At 71.8% G+C, this 17,415-nt stretch carries 12 protein-coding genes; 6 read left to right on the top strand and 6 right to left on the bottom strand.

Features of this window, described 5'->3' with window-relative positions; genetic code table 11:
* Positions 1-156: 156 nt before the first annotated feature.
* Positions 157-2,976 (top strand): replicative DNA helicase, encoded by a 2,820-nt coding sequence (gene dnaB / locus FXF52_RS03245; RefSeq protein ID WP_148793741.1) that lies wholly within the window; start codon positions 157-159, stop codon positions 2,974-2,976.
* A gap of 101 nt (positions 2,977-3,077) precedes the next feature.
* On the opposite strand, the gene FXF52_RS03240 is transcribed toward dnaB, so the two are convergent.
* From FXF52_RS03240 to FXF52_RS03220, 5 genes are all read right to left on the bottom strand, one after another.
* Entirely contained in the window at positions 3,078-3,773 is a 696-nt protein-coding gene (locus FXF52_RS03240; RefSeq protein ID WP_148793740.1) for a maleylpyruvate isomerase N-terminal domain-containing protein, read from the bottom strand.
* A gap of 90 nt (positions 3,774-3,863) precedes the next feature.
* Positions 3,864-4,247 (bottom strand): zf-TFIIB domain-containing protein, encoded by a 384-nt coding sequence (locus FXF52_RS03235; RefSeq protein WP_148793739.1) that lies wholly within the window; start codon positions 4,245-4,247, stop codon positions 3,864-3,866.
* Between the two features lie 23 nt (positions 4,248-4,270).
* On the bottom strand, positions 4,271-4,903 hold the full coding sequence (locus tag FXF52_RS03230; protein ID WP_148793738.1) for a phosphoribosyltransferase: 633 nt from the start codon (positions 4,901-4,903) through the stop codon (positions 4,271-4,273).
* Positions 4,904-4,913: 10 nt separating this feature from the next.
* Positions 4,914-6,260, bottom strand: coding sequence for a glycosyltransferase 87 family protein (locus tag FXF52_RS03225; protein ID WP_148793737.1), 1,347 nt, complete (start codon positions 6,258-6,260; stop codon positions 4,914-4,916).
* Between the two features lie 145 nt (positions 6,261-6,405).
* On the bottom strand, positions 6,406-8,961 hold the full coding sequence (locus FXF52_RS03220; protein WP_187413306.1) for a bifunctional diguanylate cyclase/phosphodiesterase: 2,556 nt from the start codon (positions 8,959-8,961) through the stop codon (positions 6,406-6,408).
* A 507-nt stretch (positions 8,962-9,468) separates the two neighbouring features.
* On the opposite strand from FXF52_RS03220, the gene FXF52_RS03215 reads away from it, so the two are divergent.
* The 5 genes from FXF52_RS03215 (at position 9,469) to FXF52_RS03195 (ending at position 15,744) form a co-directional block, all read left to right on the top strand.
* On the top strand, positions 9,469-12,606 hold the full coding sequence (locus tag FXF52_RS03215) for a BTAD domain-containing putative transcriptional regulator (protein ID WP_255471716.1): 3,138 nt from the start codon (positions 9,469-9,471) through the stop codon (positions 12,604-12,606).
* 242 nt (positions 12,607-12,848) lie between these two features.
* Positions 12,849-13,340 (top strand): cyclic pyranopterin monophosphate synthase MoaC, encoded by a 492-nt coding sequence (gene moaC, locus FXF52_RS03210; RefSeq protein ID WP_148793736.1) that lies wholly within the window; start codon positions 12,849-12,851, stop codon positions 13,338-13,340.
* On the top strand, positions 13,337-13,807 hold the full coding sequence (locus FXF52_RS03205) for a molybdenum cofactor biosynthesis protein B (protein ID WP_148793735.1): 471 nt from the start codon (positions 13,337-13,339) through the stop codon (positions 13,805-13,807). The genes moaC and FXF52_RS03205 overlap by 4 nt, the downstream gene beginning before the upstream one ends.
* A 31-nt stretch (positions 13,808-13,838) precedes the next feature.
* On the top strand, positions 13,839-15,095 hold the full coding sequence (locus FXF52_RS03200) for a molybdopterin molybdotransferase MoeA (RefSeq protein WP_148793734.1): 1,257 nt from the start codon (positions 13,839-13,841) through the stop codon (positions 15,093-15,095).
* 217 nt (positions 15,096-15,312) lie between these two features.
* Positions 15,313-15,744 carry a molybdenum cofactor biosynthesis protein MoaE gene (locus FXF52_RS03195; RefSeq protein WP_255471715.1) on the top strand — a complete coding sequence of 144 codons (432 nt, stop codon included), beginning with the start codon at positions 15,313-15,315 and terminating at the stop codon, positions 15,742-15,744.
* 45 nt (positions 15,745-15,789) lie between these two features.
* Here the strand turns inward: FXF52_RS03195 and FXF52_RS03190 are convergent, their stop codons facing one another.
* Entirely contained in the window at positions 15,790-17,226 is a 1,437-nt protein-coding gene (locus tag FXF52_RS03190) for a glycosyltransferase 87 family protein (RefSeq protein ID WP_148793733.1), read from the bottom strand.
* Positions 17,227-17,415 lie beyond the last annotated feature (189 nt).

Below are 17,415 nucleotides of genomic sequence, written 5' to 3'. Positions count from 1 at the left end.
GCTCGTCCACCGGCATGGTTGAGGGCCTGACCTCGGGTTCCGTATCGTGGTCCCCCGACCGTCCGGGCGGTGGCCCCCGATCGACCGGAGGGTCGTCGGAGATGTCAGAGCCTGGCGGCAGAGCTGGACTCGACCCGACGCAGCGAGGGGGGACCCGTGTCGGTCAGCGACGACACGCGGACGGAGCGGACCGGGGGGCCGCCGCCCGCGCCCGCGCAGCGGGACGCACAGTTCGAGAAGACCCCGCCCCAGGACGTGGCCGCCGAGCAGTGCGTCCTCGGCGGCATGCTGCTCTCCAAGGACGCCATCGCGGACGTCGTGGAGATTCTGAAGTCCAACGACTTCTACCGCCCGGTGCACGCCACCATCTTCGACGCCATCCTCGACATCTACGGCCGCGGCGAGCCCGCCGATCCGATCACTGTCGCCGCCGCCCTCGCCGACTCCGGCGACCTGGCCCGGATCGGCGGCGCGCCCTACCTGCACACGCTGATCGCCAGCGTGCCCACCGCCGCCAACGCCGCCTACTACGCGCGCATCGTCGGCGAGCGGGCCGTGCTGCGGCGGCTGGTCGAGGCCGGCACCAAGATTGTCCAGCTCGGCTACGGCACCGGCCAGGGCGGCAGCCGCGACGTCGACGACATCGTCGACCTCGCGCAGCAGGCCGTCTACGAGGTGACCGAGAAGCGGGTCAGCGAGGACTTCGCCGTCCTGGCCGACATGCTCCAGCCGACCCTCGACGAGATCGAGGCGGTGGGCGCCCAGGGCGGCGTGATGACCGGGGTACCGACCGGCTTCAGCGACCTCGACCGGCTGTTGAACGGCCTGCACCCGGGCCAGCTCATCATCGTGGCTGGCCGGCCTGGTTTGGGCAAGGCGCTTGCGCTCGACACCCCGCTTCCCACCCCCGAGGGCTGGACCACGATGGGTGAGGTGGCAGTCGGAGACAAGTTGCTCGCCGCGGACGGCACCCCCACCACCATCACGGCAGTCTTCGACGTCATGTACGACCGACCCTGTTACGAGGTCGAGTTCTCCGATGGTTCGGTCATCGTGGCGGACGCCGAGCACCTCTGGAAGACGACCACCCGAACCAGCCGGCGGCAGCCGGAGGCGCGCCTGCGCCACTACTGGTCGGAGGAGTCGCTGGCCAAGGTGCGGGCGGCTGCGGCGACGGCCGGAGCGGAGCCGCACCGCCTGGTCACGCTCGCGCAGACCATCGAGCAGGTCGGCCCCGAGTTCCGCAACGTGCTGCACACCGTGGCGCGGCAGTTGGGGGCCAACGGCCGGGTCAGTCGGCCGGTTACCCGTGCCGGCAAGGTGCGGAACTGGACCGCGCCCGGCTATCCGGCCGGCGCGCTTCTGGCCGGCCTCCGTGAGCGGGCCGAGCGGCACGTCAACGACGGCGCCCGGGCGCGCCACGACGGTGTGGTGACGACCGCGCAGATTGCTGCAACCCTGCGTACGGACACGGCTGATCGTCGACTGAACCACGCGGTGGAGAACTGCGCGCCGCTCCAGCTCCCCGAGCGGGACCTGGTGGTTCCGCCGTACACCCTCGGGGTGTGGCTCGGCGACGGGCACACCGGAGCGAGCCGCTTCACCAGCGCCGACCCGGAGATGGTCGACCTGGTCACGCAGGACGGCTTCGTGGTACGCCCCAGCGGGCCGATGGTCTACACCGTCGTGCTGCCCGTTCCCACCGCCAACCCCGATCGGACCTGTGTCGACTGCGGCTGCTCCACCCGGGCGCTTCGGGAGAACCCTGCGACGCGTCGATGCGCTGAGTGCCACGATCGGAACGGGTCCTTCCTGGCGCTGCTTCGGCAGGCCGGCGTGGCGCAGGAGAAGCACATCCCGCAGGAGTACCTCCGAGCCTCGGAGGCGCAGCGTCGAGCGTTGCTCGCCGGCCTGATGGACACCGACGGTACGGTCGCCCCGGCGGGGAACCTTCAATACACGTCCACCTCCAAGCGCCTCATCGAGGGCGTCAGGGAACTGGTGGTCAGCCTCGGCTACCGGTGCACGATCAACGAGAAGCGGGTGCGGGGACGTACGGAGGATTCGTCGACCGCGTACACCCTCAACTTCTCCACGCCCGACACTGTCTTCCGTCTGCCGCGCAAGAGCACGGCGCACACGGCGCGGCGGAGGACATCCTCGGACATCCGAACCACCGCCCGGTTCATCGTGGACGTCCGGCCGGTAACGAGCGTCCCGGTGCGCTGCGTCACGGTGGACAACCCGGACCATCTCTACCTGGCCGGCCGGTCCATGATCCCGACGCACAACAGCACCGCGAGTATGGACTTTGCCCGAAATGCGGCTATTCGCTCCAACCAAGCCTCGGCGATCTTCTCGCTGGAGATGAGCAAGGTCGAGATCGTCATGCGACTCCTCTCGGCCGAGGCGCGCGTACCGCTGCACGTGCTGCGCAGCGGCCAACTCTCCGACGACGACTGGACCAAGCTGGCCCGCTGCATGGGCGAGATCAGCGAGGCACCGCTCTTCGTCGACGACACGCCGAGCATGAACCTGATGGAGATCCGGGCGAAGGCGCGGCGACTCAAGCAGAAGCACGACCTCAAGCTGATCGTGGTCGATTACCTCCAGCTGATGACCTCCCCGAAGCGCACCGAGAGCCGGCAGCAGGAGGTCGCGGACCTCTCCCGTGGCCTCAAGCTGCTGGCCAAGGAGGTCGAGTGCCCGGTGATCGCGGTGAGTCAGCTGAACCGTGGCCCCGAGCAGCGCACCGACAAGCGGCCCCAATTGTCCGACCTGCGTGAATCGGGATCAATCGAGCAGGATGCCGACGTGGTCATCCTCCTGCATCGCGACGACTACTACGACAAGGAGTCGCCGCGGGCCGGGGAAGCGGACTTCATTGTGGCCAAACACAGGAACGGCCCCACCGACACGGTGACCGTCGCGGCTCAGCTGCACCTGTCCCGCTTCGTCGACATGGCCATCGTCTGACCCTCGCCGATGGGCGGGTGAGCGAGGTGGCCAGTTTCGACGCGGCGGTGCTGCCCGCGGGTGGCCTGCCGGCGACGTTCTGACTCCCCTGGGAGATCAGATCAGCCGAGGAGCGGGAACCAGCCGGCGACCTCACCCAGTTCCCGCCGGTCGCGGTCGGTGAGCGGGATACGGCCGGTCGCCTTGAGCAGGTACTCCCGGTCGTCCCATCCGGTCGGCCGGACCGCGTCGTCGCTGAGCAGGCCGTCCACGGTGGCCACCGCGACGTCGACGGCGACGGCACCGGGTGCGGGCGCGTCCGGCAGCTCGACCACCATGTCGAGGTGGTGGATGACCGCCTCCGTGGTCAGGGTGGCGAGGAAATCCGGTACGCGCAGCACGTGCCCCTGCGTGGTGACGCAGTCGTGCGGCTCGGCGATGGGTACCGCGGAGCCGGCCGCGCGGACGGCGGCGGGGGCGGTGTCGCGCCAGAGCCGCACCACCCCGCTGGGCCGGTCGAACGCGGCGGCCGAGCGGCGGACCCACTGGGCGTGCCGCACGCTGGCCTCGTCGTCGCCACCCGGGGTGAACGCGCGCCAGTAGCTGACATCGTCCACGTCGGCTGGGCCGTCGGCCGGGCTGGCGAGCGTGACCAGGGCCCGCTGGGCGTCGCAGAGGACGTGGAAGAGCAGGTCGGCGACGAGCCAGCCCCGGCAGCGGGTGGGTCGTTGCAGGTCGGCGTCGTCGAGATCGGCGACTGTCCGAGTGATGCCGTCGTAGGCCTGCGCCAGGGCTATGTGCTGCCCGCCGGGCTTCATGGGATGAGGGTCGCACACGGGACGCCGCTCGGCACCTCGGCCCAGCAGCCGGGCGGGCCGGGAGGCAGTCCCGGCCCGCCCGCGCGCCGGTCAGTCGAAGAGCTCGCCGAGGAAGCCGTGGTGCTTCTTGCGCCGGTAGTGGCCGTGGTAGCCGTAGTGCTGGCCGTGGCCGTACGCGGGCTGCGCGTAGCCGTGGCCGGGGGGCGGCGGAGGGGGCGGCGGGACGGCGCCGTAGCCGGGCTGGTGCGGCGCGGCGGTGGGCGGCGGTGGCGGCGGCGGGGTGTAGCCGCCGCCGGCGGGGGCGGCCGGCTGCGGGGCGTGCTGCTTGTTCCAGTTCGCCTCGGCCTCGAACAGCTTCTCGAGTTCGCCGCGATCGAGGAAGATCCCCCGGCACTCGCCGCACTGGTCGATGATCACTCCGCTGCGCTCGTACTGGCGCATGTCGCCATGACACTTGGGACAGGTCAGCTGCATGGGACCGACGGTACCCGGTCGATTCACGCGGTGGCCTTCAGCGTTTCCGTCACCTCGTCGTCGGAGACCTCGTGGAAATCGTCGTAGTACGCGCCGACCGCCATGAAGTCGGGCGGCGTCTCCTGGATGACCACCTGGTCGGCCTCGGCGGCCAGCATCTCGTACGCGTCGCGGGAGCCGACCGGCACGGCCACGACGACCCGGGCCGCACCCAGGTGGCGGGCGACCTGCACGGCGGCGCGGGCGGTGGCGCCGGTGGCGAGCCCGTCGTCGACGATGACCGCGGTCCGCCCGGTGAGGTCGAGCGGTGGCCGGCCGGCCCGGTAGAGGCGCTCGCGGCGCTCCAGTTCGGCCTGCTCCCGCTGCCGTACCTCGGCCTTGTCGACCTCGCTGAGCCGGTTGGCGACCATCTCGTTGAGCACCTGCACCCCGCCGGGGCCGAGCGCGCCGTACGCCACCTCGGGCGCGTACGGCACGCCGAGCTTGCGGACCACCAGCACATCCAGCGGCACGCCGAGCCGTTCGGCGATCACCCGGGCGACCTCCACGCCACCGCGTACCAGCCCGAGGGCGATGACGTCCTGCCGCCCGGCGAGGTCGGTGAGCCTGTCGGCGAGCATGCGGCCCGCGTCTGCCCGGTCGCGATAGGTGGTCATGCCCTCAGGTTTACGCCCTGCCGACCGGCCGCGTCCACGAGTTGCCGGAAGCGGCCCGGGTGGCGGGCTCGGGGGCCATCCCGGTTTTCGCAGCTGTCAGCGCCGGTGCCCAGACCAGCAGGGCGACCGGGTAGAGCAGGTAACCGAAGCGGGTCGAGGGCATCAGCAGGATCGCCGCGAGCAGCCCGTACCCGCAGATCAGCGCGGTGGTGGCGGCGGTGCGTGGCGGGCGGCGGAGGAGCCGGACGGCGATCGCCGCCCCGGCCGCGACCAGCAGCGTGGCGGCGACGATCCGGCCGGCGGGCAGCGCGGCGGCGATCAGGTGACCGGGGAACGGGGACTGCGCGGGGCTGGTCACCAGCCCGTGTCCGAGCGGGAACCGCAGCACGTTCTCCACCAGCGCGTCGCGGTCGACCAGGAGGGCGGGGATCAGCGCGAGCGCCGGCAGCCCGAGGGCGCCGAGGGCGGTGCGGAGGCCGCCCCGGCGGGTGGCGGCCCAGCAGATCAGCACGACCGCGACCGGCCAGGCGAAGAGCTTCAGAGCACCCGCCGCGCCGACCGCCAGGCCGGCCCGTCCGGGCCGGCCGGCGGCGGCGAAGGCCAGCCCGAGCAGGCAGAGCGCGAGTACGGGCAGGTCGTCGCCGCCGGTCGCCAGGGTGAGCGCGCAGATCGGCAGCACGGTGGCCGCCTGTACGGCTCGGAGCAGCGCGGTGTCGCGACGGGGCGTGGCCGGGGCGGGCCGGTTGCGCAGCGTGACCACCGCGAGGGCCAGCACCCCGGCGGTGACCAGGGCGAACCAGACCCGCGCGTCGGTCCACCAGGCGTCGACGGCGGCCCGGGGCAGCCCGAACAGCGCCATTCCCGGCTGGTACGGGGTGTAGCCGAGCAGCTGCTCGGCCGGGGGCAGCGCGGCGATCGCGTCGTGCCCCAGGTAGGGGGTGCCGTGTTCGGCGAGCCGGGTGCCCGCGTGCTCGACCACGACCACCTCCTCCTGCGCCCGGTCGGTACGCCCGGCCGCCCGCTGGATGCTCTGCGCCACGACCGGCAGCAGCGCGGTGGTGGCCCAGGCGAAGCCAGTGACCGCCCAGCGGGCGCGGTGTCCGGCGAGCGGCGCGTCGGCGCGACGGCGCCGGGCGAGGATCTGGCCGATCGCGGCGAGCGCGGCCACCAGGTAGCCGACGGCGGCGAGTGTGCCCCAGGCCCGGTGCGGGAGCAGGGTGGAGGTCGCGGCGGTGACCCCGGCGAAGACCGCCGAGACGGCGTAGAGGCCCAGGTCGAGGGCGAGCCCGCTGGCGGCGGTGTCGATGGCCGTCCAGCGTCGGGTGGCGGGGGCGGGCCGGTCGGGGTCGGCGGTCACGCCGGCCAGTCTGGCAGACGGCCGCCGCCACGCCGGTCCGCGCACCTTCCGCGCGCCTCGCTCGGCCTGCGGATCTTGGACAGTTCGGTTCGCAGCTGACGGCAACGGTCCAAGATCTCGTGGGGAGCGGCCCTCGGCTGCGGGATCAGTGGCGGCTGGGCTCGTCGGCGGTCTGGCCGGCCACGGACGTCGAGCTGGCCCCGCGACCCCGGCCGGCGGAGCGGCGACCCGGCAGGCGGATCACCGCGCCCGCGTCGTGCAGCGGCGCTACGAAGCTGCCCGGTCGGCCGCCCGCCCCCCGCTGGAGGGCGGCGAGCAGCGCGCCGGCCGGCAGGGGCCGGGCGAAAAGATGGCCCTGGCCGGCGGCGCAACCCAGCTCCCAGAGCGCCCGCCGCTGCGGTTCGCTCTCCACGCCCTCGGCCACCACGGTCAGGTCGAGGCTGCGGCCCAGGTCCAGCGTGGAGCGGATCACGGCGGCGGCCTCGGCCGCGCTCTCCATCGCCGTGACGAAGCTGCGGTCGATCTTCAACTCGTGCACCGGGATGCGGGACAGCAGCGACAGCGAGGAGTAACCGGTGCCGAAGTCGTCCAGAGCCAGCCGTACGCCGGAGTCGCGCAGCCGACTGAGCACCTGGTCCACCACGTCGAGCTGGCTGAGCGTCAGGGTCTCGGTCAGCTCCAGCACCAGCCGGTCCGGGGGCAGGTCGTGCGCCCGCAGCCGGGCCAGCACCGCCCCGGGGAAGCGGGCGTCGAGGAGGCTGCGGGGCGACACGTTCACCGAGACGGGCAGGTCGAAGCCGGCGGCCCGCCAGCTGCCAGCCGCAATCAGGGCCTGGTCGAGGATCGCCTCGGCGAACGCGGGCAGCAGCCCGGAGCGTTCCACCGCCTCGATGAAGCGCAGCGGGTCGATCATGCCGTGCGTCGGGTGGTGCCAGCGGGCCAGCGCCTCCGCACCGATCACCTCGCCGCTGCCCAGGTCGACGATCGGCTGGAAGTTGACGGTGAACTCGTGATCGGCCACCGCGCGGGAGAGTTCGCCGCCGAGGGTGAGCCGGCCCAGGTCCGCGGTGTCCCGGGTCGGCGCGTACGTGGAGATCCGCTGGCCGGCCCGCTTCGCCTGGTACATCGCCACGTCGGCGCGGCGCAGCAGCTCCGGCATCCCGCCGCTGGCCGGGGCGGCCGCGATGCCGCCGCTGGCCTCCACGCTGATCCGCATGCCGTCCAGGTCGAGCGGCTCGTGCAGGGCGGCCAACAGCGCCTCGGCCCGGTGCGCGGCCACCGCCGGGGCGGGCAGCCCGCGCAGCAGTACGGCGAACTCGTCGCCGCCGAGCCGGGCAACCAGGTCACCGGGGCGGGCAGCGGCGCGTAGCCGGTCGGCGACCTGCATCAGCACCCGGTCACCGGCACCGTGCCCGAGCGTGTCGTTGACCTCCTTGAAGTGGTTGAGGTCGATCAGCACCAGCGCGGTGACGCCGTCGGCGTGCCGGGCGGTCAGCTGCTCGGTGCCCTCGTCGAGCAGGTGACGCCGGTTGGAGAGCCCGGTCAGGGCGTCGTGGGTGGCGGCGTACGCGTGCTCCTCGGCGATCCGGGCCAACTCGGCGTACGCCTGGGCGTTGCGGACCGCCGTGCAGAGCGCGGAGGCGAAGGTACGCAGCGTGTACTGCTCCCGCTCGGAGAGTTCGACGGGGCCGGCGAACCGGAGACGCAGGACCCCGACGTCGGCGCTGTGGTCATGACCTTCGAGGCGGGTGGCGAGCACAGAGCCCTTGATCATGCTGGCCTCGCCGGCCGGCCCGCGATAGGTGATGTCTCCTCCGGCACCTCGGACGAGTCGCGACTCCTCGCGAAGCTCGATGTCGACCTCATCGGCTGAGAAGAGTTCGGTGGCCTGCGTAACCGCGGTGGTGAGCACCTCGTCCAGGTCGACCACGTTGAGGGCATCCGTGGTGCGGGCCAGACGCTGCCAGGCGTCCCGCTCCGCCCGGCTGCGTACCCGACTGGAGTAAGCCAGGTGCAGGCTCAGGACGAGTGGTGGGACGAGGACCAGGAACGTCGGGTTGATTCGGAGGATCAGGAGGGTCGACAAGATCACTGAGAAGCGGGCGACCACGCTCGCCAGCCGGAGGTCGAGCTGCTGGCGGAAGCGATTGAGGATCGGTGTTCGGGTCGCGAAGGCGAGGACGGGGAACATGAGCAGCTCGTCCAGCACGACGACCGTCAGATAAGCCAGCACCAGGGCGGGGAGTGAGCGAAGGATCGGCCCGGACCAGGGCCACGTCCATCCGGAGGCCACCAGCACCATCCCGCCCACCGCCGCCAACGTCATTTCCTTGGCGACGCCGAAGGCCAGCTTGATGGGCGGGAGCCGACCGATCATCCGGGTGATCGCGACGCCCAGACCGGTGGCGATGACCACCCAAGGCACAGGGGCGACGGCCAGGCCGATCACGGAGGCCGCATCCGTCCAGGAGACGCCGTGGGTGGTGGCTCGGATACGGATTCGGACATTGACGGTGGCGGCGACCGCGACGAGGAACGTCAGGGTGGCCGCCCGGGTGAGGTCCGCCGAGGCCGTCAGGCCCTGAACCTGAATAAGCCGGAGGCTGGCCAGCACGGTGATCGCGGCGGCAAACACGACGAGACCGACAAGCAGCAGCAGCCGCCGATCGGTCCCATTGTCGCGTGCGTTGGCGCGAGTCACGATTTCCTGCCTCCACCGCGGTCATTCGTTGCGGTGCGTGTACCCGTACTGTACGGCCCGCTCAGGCGCCCGGGAAGGTGATCACAGCCAGTCGTTGCCGCGCATCTGCTTCGCCCTTCACTCGATCCTGCGGAGCCGTTCGGTTTCGACCCCCACCGACGCGGGCTATCTTATGGCGTTTCGGCCAGGTTGGTGACATTAGATGTCCATATGCGCATAATGCGCTAATGTCGTCTCCTTTTGTCACTCACCGTCTTTGACTGGAGACTGAACGCATATTTGGGTGGCCTGCCAATGCTGATTATCGAGGTGGCATCGGGGGATGTCTCTAGCAGTTTGGCGCAGGCGCCGCGCCGCTCGGTTCTTCTGCCAGGCACCCGACCTGCTGCTCCACTCACCGGAAAAATGTCGTCGCTCTCTGATATCTTCTGAAGTCGCGGGTCGGATCGCGCGCAATCTGGCTTTCGGGTCGCTTACGCATATTCTGATGCGAAATGCAGTGGTTATTTGAATTTCGTTTACCAGGCGGCGGAGGAGGGATTGACGGAGGTCCGTCTGCTGGGGGTGCCGGAGGTGTGGCGGGGGCCGATCCGGCTTCCGCTCGGTACGCCGAAGCAGCAGCTCGTGCTGGCAATGCTCGCGGTGCACGGCGGGCGAGTCGTCACGATCGAGTCCCTCGTCGACGAGCTGTGGTCGGACGAGCCGCCACGTTCCGCCGTAGCGAACGTACGGACGTACGCTGCCAATCTGCGGCGAACCTTCGAGAAGCACCAGGGTCCCGCCCTCTCCCGGCTGCCCGGCGGTTACCGGCTTGAGCTGACCGACGAGTCGGTCGACGTACCCAGGTTCGAGCATCTCGTCGATGCCGCCGAGAGCGCGTGGAAGCGGGGTGAGGTCGACGATGCCAGCACTCTTCTGACGGGCAGCGAGGAACTCTGGCGTGGCCCCCTGTTGGCCGGCCTGTCCTTGGGGGCGGTTCTCTCCGCCCGTCGGGCAGCCCTGGACGCGCAGCGCTTGTCCGCGATTGAACTCAGGGCGTGGCTGGATCTCCGGCTCGGCCGTACCAGGAGCGCCATCGCCGTCCTCACCGATCACGTAGTTGCTTATCCATTCCGCGAACATGCTCATGCTCTGCTCGCCCGCGCGCTCTACGCGGACGGCGATCCCGCCGGTGCCCTGGCCGCGATCGAGCATGCGGAGTCCGTGCTCAAGGAGCAGCTCGGCATTGAGCTGGGCGCAGAGTTGCAGGTGCTGCGCGAGCGGATCATGGACCGGGAACAGCTCCCTGACTTTCCCCGGCCGCCTGGGCCGGATGCCGGCAATCGCGGTCCGGCCGCCCCGCGCGGGCCCATGACCAACGTCGCCTTCGCGACGGAGGGCCGGGCGGCCGTCAACCATCTGCCCCGCGCGGTAGCCGATCTCGTCGGGCGGCGGGAGCTCACCGAGCGCCTGTTGACGGAGATCGCGGCAGCGGGCGATCGCACCTCACCTGTCCGTGTGATCGATGGCATGGCGGGCAGCGGCAAGACCGCATTCGCCGTTCACCTCGCATACCGCCTGGCCGACCGCTATCCGGATGCGCAGCTCTTCATCGATCTACGGGGACACGCGGAGGGCGCTTCTGTCGACCCGGCGGACGCGCTCACCGCGCTGCTGCGTCAACTCGGGGTTCCCGCCGGTCGAATTCCCACCGATTTCCTCCTGCGGCAAGAGTTGTGGCAGCGAGAGCTGCGGGATCGCCGAGTCGTCGTTGTGCTGGACAACGCAGCCAGCAGCGACCAGGTCGAACCGCTGCTTCCGGTTGCCGGGGGCTCAGTCGTGGTCGTGACGAGCCGGCGTCGCCTGTCGGTCGGGGACGCAGGGCGGCCCGTGCCGCTCCCTGCGCTCACCGAGGACGAGGCGGTGGAACTGCTGTCCCGCACCGCCGGTGAAGACCGGGTCGAGCGTGAGCCGCAAGCGGCCGCGGAAGTGGTGCGTCGCTGCGGCCATCTGCCGCTCGCGATTCGGCTGGCGGGAGGACGGCTCGCCCACCGACCCGCCTGGCGGGTCGCCGACCTGGCTCACCGCCTGAACGCCGGAGGCACCGTACTCCGTCAACTTGCCGTCGAGCAGCAGACGGTGGTCAGCGCCTTCGCCGCCTCGTACGAGCCGCTGGCCGAACCGGTCAAGCGGCTGTTCCGACTCGTCAGCGTGCATCCCGGTGCCCATTTCGATGTGGCGATGGCGGCGGCGCTGGCGGATGTGCCGTTGGAATCCGTGGACACGATGCTGGACGAGCTCCTCGACCAGCATCTGATCGAGGAGGTCGAACCGGGCCGCTACCGCCTGCACGATCTGATGCGGCAGTACTCGGCCGAACTGTCCCAGGAGCCGGGCGAGGCACGGGACCGGAAGGAGGCGGCCGATAGGCTTTTCGATCACGTGCTCCATGAATCGGCCGGTCGAGCCCAACTGCTGGAGCCCTCGGCTCTGCAACTCCACGTCCGTCTGGGTCCACCGCGACGACCCGATCTACTCGGCCGTTCCGACCCACCCGACGTCGAGTGGTTGGAGCGGGAACGTTCGAACCTGGTCGCTCTGGTCGAGTTCGCGGAGCGGGAGCCTCTTCACCGGTACGCATGGCGACTTGCTCGCTCCATGTGGCGGTTCTGCTATATCCGCGGCTACTTCGACGACATCCTTGTCACCCACCGGCGCGGCCTGGCCGCAGCGGAGAAGTGCGGCGACCGGGCGGCGCAGGCGGTCATGCACAACTACCTTGCCTCCGCATATACCCGTACCGGCAGCTACCTGGACTCGCTGCGTCACCTCGAAACGGCGGTGTCCATCTCCAGAGAGCTCCGTGACCACGTTAACCAACATCGGTACCGGGCGAACCTCGTCGTCGTGTACTGGCTGACGGGCAGCCCGTCGCGGTCGGTCAGTCTCGGGCGACAGCTCCTTCGGGCGCGTTCAGGTGGCGTGGCCCTCGACCCGATGCTGTCCCTCCCGAACCTCGGGTTCGCCCTCACCACGTTAGGGCGTTACACGGAAGCGATCCAGGCGCACCGGCAGCACCTGTTCCTCGGGCGGTGCCGGGGGAACCAGTACGACATCTCGAACGCTCTCGGGCACATCGCGTCCGTCGAGAACCGGCTCGGTCACTTCGCCAAGGCAGTCCGACTCATCACTGCGTCCCTCCGGTTGCGGGACCGGACGGGGCACAGATTCGGGGAAGCGGAGGCCCGCAATGATCTGGGGATCGCCTACCGCCATCTGGACCGGCTCGATGCGGCGCGAGAGCAGCACGAGCTGGCGCTGCAGATTGCGGTCGACTCGGGGGAACGGCACGTGCAGGCAGCCGTGTGGAACGACCTCGGCATGACGTTGGCGTTCGTGGGGCGCATGGACGACGCGGAGGCCGCCCATCGCCGTGCCCTTGAGCTCGCGACCCGCATCGCACATCCCTACGAGCAGGGACGCGCTCTCGTCGCGCTGGCTGATCACCTCGACGACGAGCCGGAGGAGGCGCTGCGGTACCGCCGGCGCGCCTTGGCGATCTTCCGGCGGATGGGTGCGCCCGAGCGGCGGGATCTGGCACGACGCCTCGCGGAGGATGACGCCGCCATCGACCAGGCCGGAACCCGTCCGCCCGGAGCCGGGTGACGGCTTATCGATTTCTTATCGCGGCACCCGCTACCGTCCCCCGCGTGTCGACCGAACGGGGGGTCCCGCCACCGGCGGACCCGGTCGACGGGACGCCCGCTGTCAGGTTCCCCCCAGCGACTTCGACGGCGGGTGGCTGAGGGAGGAGCGCCGTGCGGCACGATCGGCACGTTCCGGCACCGGCGCTCCTCCCCACCGAGTGGTCCGGCGGCCGGTCGTACCCGGGGGTTAGGCTCGCGGCCGTGACCGATCACGCGCAGCTCACCCACGTCGATCAGGCCGGCGCGGCCCGGATGGTCGACGTCTCCGGCAAGCCGGTCTCCGGCCGGCTCGCAGTCGCCGCCGGCCGGCTCCGCACCACGGCCGAGGTGGTGGAGTTGCTGCGCCGGGACGGCCTGCCCAAGGGGGACGCGCTGGCGGTGGGTCGGCTCGCCGGGATCATGGGGGCGAAGCGAACCCCGGATCTGATCCCCCTCTGCCACCCGATCGCCCTGCACGGCGTCACCGTCGACCTGCGGCTCACCACCGACACCGTCGAGATCACCGCGACCGCGAAGACCGCCGACCGGACGGGCGTGGAGATGGAGGCGCTCACCGCGGTGGCGGTGGCCGGCCTCGCCCTGGTCGACATGGTCAAGGCCGTCGACCCGGCGGCCTCCGTGGACGCGGTACGCGTCCTGCGCAAGGAGGGCGGCAAGACCGGCGAGTGGGTCCGGCCGGAGGACCGGCCGTGATCCGGGCCCGGGTGATCGTCGCCTCCAACCGGGCCGCCGCCGGGGTGTACGCGGACACCAGCGGCCCGCTGCTCGTCGCCGGCCTGCGCGAGCTGGGCTGCGAGGTCGACGAGCCGGTGGTGGTGCCGGACGGCGAGCCGGTGGGGGTCGCGCTGCGCGCCGCCCGCGACGAGGGCGTCGACGTGGTGCTGACCAGCGGCGGCACCGGCATCACCTCGACCGATCGGACCCCCGAGGTGACCCGGGCCCTGCTCGACTACGAGGTTCCCGGGATCGCCGAGGCGATCCGGGCCTACAGCCGCGACACCGTGCCGACCGCGGCCCTCTCCCGGGGGCTGGCCGGCGTGGCCGGCCGCATGCTGGTGGTGAACCTGCCCGGCTCCCGGGGTGGGGCGAAGGACGGGCTGGCCGTGCTCGGCCCGATCCTCCGGCATGCCGTCGACCAACTGAGCAATGGCGACCACTGACGAGGCACCCGGCCGGCGATAGGCTCGCCGAATGAGCACGAAAACCGCAGCTACGGCGGCCGAGGTGAGCGCACCGCCGGCCGGGTGGGAGGAGGCCCGAGCCCGGGTGTACGCGGTGGGTCTGGCCGCCGCGCTCCCCGTGGTCGACCGGCCGCTCGCCGACGCCGACGGCCACACCCTCGCCGAGCCGCTGACCACCCGCACCGACCTGCCGGCGTTCCCCACCTCCAGCGTGGACGGCTGGGCGGTGCGCGGGGACGGCCCGTGGCAGGTGGTCGGGCGGGTGCTCGCCGGGCACACCCCGCCCCCGCTGACCACCGACGGCACCACCGTCGAGATCGCCACCGGCGCGATGGTGCCGGCGGGGACCACCGCGATTCTGCGGATCGAGGAGTCGACCCGGACCGGCGACGGGCGGGTGGCCGGCACGCCGCGTCCGGCGCCGGAGTGGCGGGAGCCCGGCGAGGAGGCGTACGCCGGGGAGGAGTTGCTGCCCGTCGGCACCCCGGTCGATCCGGCGCTGATCGGGCTGGCCGCCTCCTGCGGTCACGACACCCTGCGGGTCCGTCGCCCGCCCCACGCGGCGCTGCTGGTCTTCGGCGACGAGTTGCTGACCGCCGGCCCGCCGGGCGCCGGCCGGGTCCGCGATGCGCTCGGCCCGGCCGTGCCCGCCTGGCTGCGCCGGTACGGCTGCGAGGTGCGCGCTGCCGATGTGGTCGGCCCGGTGGCCGACACCCTGCCCGCGCACGTGGCGGCCCTGCGCGGCGCGCTTGCGAGCGCCGACGTGGTGTGCACGACCGGCGGGACCATGCACGGTCCGGTCGACCACCTGCACCCGGCGTTGGCGGAGCTCGGCGCGGACTACGTGGTCAACACAGTGGCGGTGCGCCCGGGTTTCCCGATGCTGCTGGCCCGGCTGGTGGACGCCGACGGCCGGGTCCGGTTCGTGGCCGGTCTGCCGGGCAATCCGCAGTCGGCCGTGGTGGCGCTGGTCTCGCTGGTGGCGCCGCTGCTCGCCGGCCTGCAGGGTCGGCCGATGCCGGTGCTGCCGCAGGTCGCCCTCGCCGAACCGATCGGTGGCCGGGGCGACTACACGCACCTTGCCCTGGTCAGGTGGGACCGGGTTGCCGGCACCGCCCATCCGGTGCGCCACGTCGGCTCGGCGATGCTGCGCGGCCTGGCCGGGGCGGACGGCTTCGCGGTGATCCGCCCGGGCACCAGCGGCGCGGCCGGCGACCGCGTGCCGCTCGTACCGCTGCCGCTGACCCCCGGGGAGCGGTCATGGTGAGCGCGAGGACGCGCGTTCCGGGGCGGCTCGCGGGGGACGCGGCCGTGCCGGAATGCGCGTTTGAGCCGGGGTTGCGAGCCCCGCAGTCGCGAATGAAGGCGGGCTTGGTGAGCGCGAGGACGCGCGTTCCGGGGCGGCTCGCGGGGGACGCGGCCGTGCCGGAATGCGCGCTTGAGCCGGGGTGGCGAGCCCCGCGGTCGCGAACGAAGGAGGAGCAGTGAGCCCGGTCGTGGAGGTTCTCATCGGCGTGGTGACCGACCAGCCGCTCGACCTGGCCGCCCACGAGGCGGCAGTGTCCGACCGACGGGCCGGCGCGGTGGTCTCGTTCCAGGGCGTCGTCCGTGACCACGACCACGGCCGGGCGGTCACCCTGCTCGAATACGAGGGGCACCCGACCGCCGAGGCGGTGCTGCGCGAGGTGGCCGCCGAGATCGCCGCCGACCCGGAGGTGTACGCGGTGGCCGTGTCGCACCGGATCGGCCGGCTGGAGATCGGCGACCCCGCCCTGGTCGCGGCGGTCAGCACCGCCCACCGGGCGGCGGCCTTCGCGGCCTGTGCCCGGCTGGTGGACGAGGTGAAGGCGCGGCTGCCGATCTGGAAGCGGCAGGTGTTCGCCGACGGCACCGAGGAGTGGGTGAACTGCCCTTGACCGGGCGACCCGCCGGCGGCGCCGGGTGGGAACGGCGGGCGACGGTCAGCGGCGGCCGGTGAGCTGGGCGGCGCGGACCAGCCGGTCGTGGTAGAACGCGGGTTCCGCGCCGGGTCGCCAGGGCAGCGCCGCGACGAGCACGATCAGGGCGATCGCCAGGGAGTTCTCCATCAGGGCGCCGAACAGACCGTCCTGGTAGTGCGACACCTCCGGGAGTTGGTGCTCGTACGGCCAGATCGGCGAAATCAGGAAGAGCAGGTAGAGGGCGAGCGCGCCGACCCCGTGCCGCAGCCCGGTGAGCGTCGGATACCAGATCGGCGGGCGCAGCGAGGGCACCCCGCCGGTGGGCGGCATCCCGCTGATCCGCGCGGACAGGCCGCGGCTCGCCTCGTGGCGGCGTACCGCGGCGTCGGCCAGCACGATGACCGCCGGGATCACCCAGACCAGGTGGTGCGACCAGGAGATCGGGCTGATGACATTGGCGGTCAGCCCGACCAGGGTGAACGCGGTCAGCTCGTCGCCGTCGGCCCGGGCGCTGGCCGCCCGGGACAGCCCCAGCGCGAGGAGCAGTACGGAGAACGCCAGCCAGAGCAGTCCGGGCGTCTCGATCGAGTCGTAGAGCCGGGCCAGCAGCCCGGCCAGGGACTGGTTGGCGGTCATGTCCGCCGCACCGACCCGCTCGGTCTGCCAGAGCACGCTGCCGAAGTACGTCCGCGACTCCGGCCCGACCACCGCGAACGTCCCGAGGGTCACCCCGATGGCGGTGCCGATCGCGGTCGTCGCCGCCCGCCACTGTCGCGTGATCATCAGGTACGCGATGAACAGCGCCGGGGTGAGCTTGACCGCCGTGGCCAGCCCGATGCCGACGCCGGCCCAGGTGCCGCTGTAGACGAACCGGGCCAGCGCCGAGTCGGCGGTGTCGTGGTGGGTGCCGCGCTTCGCCCGCCAGCGCAGGCCGACCAGGTCCCCCATGACCAGGGCGAACAGCAGCAGGTTGACCTGGCCGTACCCGAGGGTCTCCCGGGACGGCTCGATGGCGACGGCCATCGGCGTGGCGATGCCGACGGTGAACCAGAGCGACCAGCCGAGCCGGTCGACGATCGGGCGCAGCAGCGCGGCCAGTACGACGGCGAGCGCGGCGATGCTGGCCAGGGCGTTGAGCCAGCCGGCGGCCGCGACCGGCAGCCAGGACATCGGCAGCATGACCAGACCGGCGAACGGCGGGTAGGTGAAGCCGAGGGTCGTCGAGGGGGCGATGAAGTCGTAGAGCCCGTTGCCGTTGGCCCACCACACCACGGCACCGTGGTAGATCCGCATGTCGAAGAAGTTGTACGGCCGCCCGAACGCGCCGATGGCGAGCCAGGCGGCGTAGGCGACGGCGACCACGACGCCGATGCGTACGACTGTCCTGCGATCGACCCGACGCCTGCCGCCCTGGACTGGAGTGAGGCGGTCGATCCGTCTACCGACAGTCGCCGGCATGGCGGTGCCACCCCCGTACCAAGATCGTACTTCCCGTCCAGGTCCCGCACGGAGCCTAGAACGGCGCCTCACGTTGCTGCCTCCCGCGTTATGCGACCGTGTCCGATCCCACACGTGTTTTTGACATTTCCACCGCGTTAACGGGTGTCGGACGGTTCAGGTGATTAGTGGCCTTGCGGGGGGTGGAGG

Origin of the sequence: Micromonospora sp. MP36, from assembly GCF_008119785.1 — a bacterium.
Lineage (GTDB): Bacteria > Actinomycetota > Actinomycetes > Mycobacteriales > Micromonosporaceae > Micromonospora.
Note: the sequence above shows the minus strand (reverse complement) of the source record. Positions and strands in the feature narration are given on the sequence as shown.